2 protein-coding genes are annotated in these 2,245 nt (G+C 70.2%); one reads left to right on the plus strand and one right to left on the minus strand.

The features are described from left to right. Positions 1-194: 194 nt before the first annotated feature. A complete protein-coding gene (locus tag APM_RS02090) occupies positions 195-1,910 on the plus strand; it encodes a DEAD/DEAH box helicase (RefSeq protein ID WP_007421704.1) in 1,716 nt (571 codons plus the stop codon). A 121-nt stretch (positions 1,911-2,031) separates the two neighbouring features. On the opposite strand, the gene APM_RS02095 is transcribed toward APM_RS02090, so the two are convergent. Beyond that, positions 2,032-2,245: Rrf2 family transcriptional regulator (locus APM_RS02095; protein ID WP_007421705.1), on the minus strand; the 214-nt coding region annotated here is incomplete at its 5' end.

Consider the following 2,245-nt stretch of genomic DNA (forward strand, 5'->3'; position numbering starts at 1 on the left):
AGGGGTCACGCCGGAACAGGTGCGCAGCCTGACCGCCGCCCCTCTCGCCATCGGGTGACGATCGCCGGCATCAGGGCCGCCGACCGGTCATCCGCCGGCGGGCGAGGGGCGTTCCGGCCCAGCCCCGGTGGGGGGACGGCGCCGGTATGCGCCAGCCATGTTGGTCGTTTCCGCCGGGTGCGGTAATGAGCCCCATGCCATTTTATGTTGAGACTCCCGCGCTCCAGCATGCGCTCGCGGCGCGCGGTTATGCCGACCCGACCGCCGTGCAGAGCGCCGTGCTGGAACCCGAGGCCGAAGGACGCGACCTCCTGGTCTCGGCCCAGACCGGCTCGGGCAAGACGGTCGCCTACGGGCTGGCCTTCGCCGCCACGATCCTGGACGAGGACGTGCTGCCGCCGGCCGGCGCGCCGCTCGCGCTCATCATCGCGCCGACCCGCGAGCTTGCCATCCAGGTTCATGCCGAACTCGCCTGGCTTTACGAGCATACCGGCGCGAGCGTGGTCTCCTGCGTCGGCGGCATGGACCCGCGGCGCGAACAGCGCGCCCTCGCCGGCGGTTGCCATATCGTGGTCGGCACACCGGGCCGCCTGCAGGACCATATCGAGCGCCGGCATCTCGATCTCGGCCGGCTCAGGGTCGTCGTGCTCGACGAGGCCGACGAGATGCTCGATCTCGGCTTTCGCGACGAACTCGAATTCATCCTCGGCGCGTCTCCCGCGGACCGCCGCACGCTGCTGTTCTCGGCCACCATCGCGCGCGAGATTGCCGCGCTGGCGCGGCAATACCAGCGCGACGCGTTGCGGATCGACACCGTCGCGCGCAACCAGCCGCACGCCGATATCGAATATCGGGCGATCCGGATCGCCGCCCACGAGGTCGAGCACGGGCTGGTGAACCTGCTGCGGTTTCATGAGGGCGCCGGTTGCCTGGTGTTCTGCTCGACCCGCGAGTCCGTGCGGCAGCTTTACGGGCGGCTTCAGGAACGCGGCTTCGCCGCCGTCGCCCTGTCCGGCGAGCTCAGCCAGTCGGAACGCAATGCCGCGCTGCAATCCCTGCGCGATGGGCGCGCCCGCGTCTGCATCGCCACCGACGTCGCCGCGCGGGGACTCGACCTGCCCAATCTCGACCTTGTCATCCACGCCGACCTGCCGGCCAACAAGGCGACCCTGCTCCATCGCAGCGGCCGGACCGGACGCGCCGGACGCAAGGGCCTCTGCCTGCTGATGGTGCCTGACAGAAGCCGGCGCCGGGCGGAGGTTCTGCTTGCGTCGGCGAATATCAGGGCGATCTGGGAGGCCCCTCCGACAGCCGAGGCCATCCGCGCCCGCGACCATGCGCGGCTGCTGACCGATCCGGTGCTGACCGAGGCGCCGCTCGATGAGGAGATCGCCCTGGCGCGTGAACTGCTTGCGAACCGGTCGGCCGATGTTGTCGCAACGGCGCTGATCCGCCTGTATCGCGCCCGCCTGCCGGCGCCGGAGGAGATCGCGCCGCAGCCTGAAGTCCTCCCCCGTCCGGCGGCCCGTCGCGCCGCGGGCGCAGAGGACGGGCGGGCCATGGTATGGTTCCGGTGCGATGTCGGCCGCCGCAAGAAGGCCGATCCGAAATGGCTGCTGCCGGCGATCTGCCGGGTCGGCGGCGTCACCAAGCGCGATATCGGGGCGATCCGCATCTTCGATCACGAGACGCGGTTTGAAATCGGCGCCGATGTGGCCGACGCCTTTGCCGCCGCCATCGGTGCCGGCACCAATTCCGAGATGCGGATCGAACCGGCGGGCCACCAACCCGGCACGGCAGCGGAGGATTTCGGTCGCGGCAGGAAGGAAGGCCGGTTCAGGAAATCCCCGTCCCGGATCAAAGCTCACGCGCCGCCCCGCCGCGGCGGCAAGGCACGGAAAGCGGGATAGATCGGCGCGCGGACGATCCTTGCCGAGGCCGGCCGGTTCCTGATCATCGTGGGCGTGCGCCATGAGCGTGGCGGGGCCTGCCGGGACGGCGACAATGCTCGCTGGTTGCGGGCGCGCCGAATTAGCGGTTGGCCGGCACCGGCAACATGTCGGCCAGGGATTTTCCGTTGAGCGTCTCGATGAAGGCGTCTTTCGCCCGGTTGAGCGTCTGCCGCAGCCGGCAGGCCGGCAGCAGATTGCACTGCCCGCCATCGGCGCGGAAGCATTCGACCATGGCCTGATCGCGTTCGAGATAGCGGACCACGTCTCCGATGCGGATCTGCCCGGGCGGCTTC

The sequence above is a fragment of the Acidiphilium sp. PM genome (genome assembly GCF_000219295.1).
Classification (GTDB): Bacteria; Pseudomonadota; Alphaproteobacteria; order Acetobacterales; family Acetobacteraceae; genus Acidiphilium; species Acidiphilium multivorum.

Bases quoted from the DNA above. Each gene is read 5' to 3' on its own strand.
- APM_RS02090 (WP_007421704.1), top strand. From the start codon at position 195: ATGCCATTTTATGTTGAGACTCCCGCGCTCCAGCATGCGCTCGCGGCG.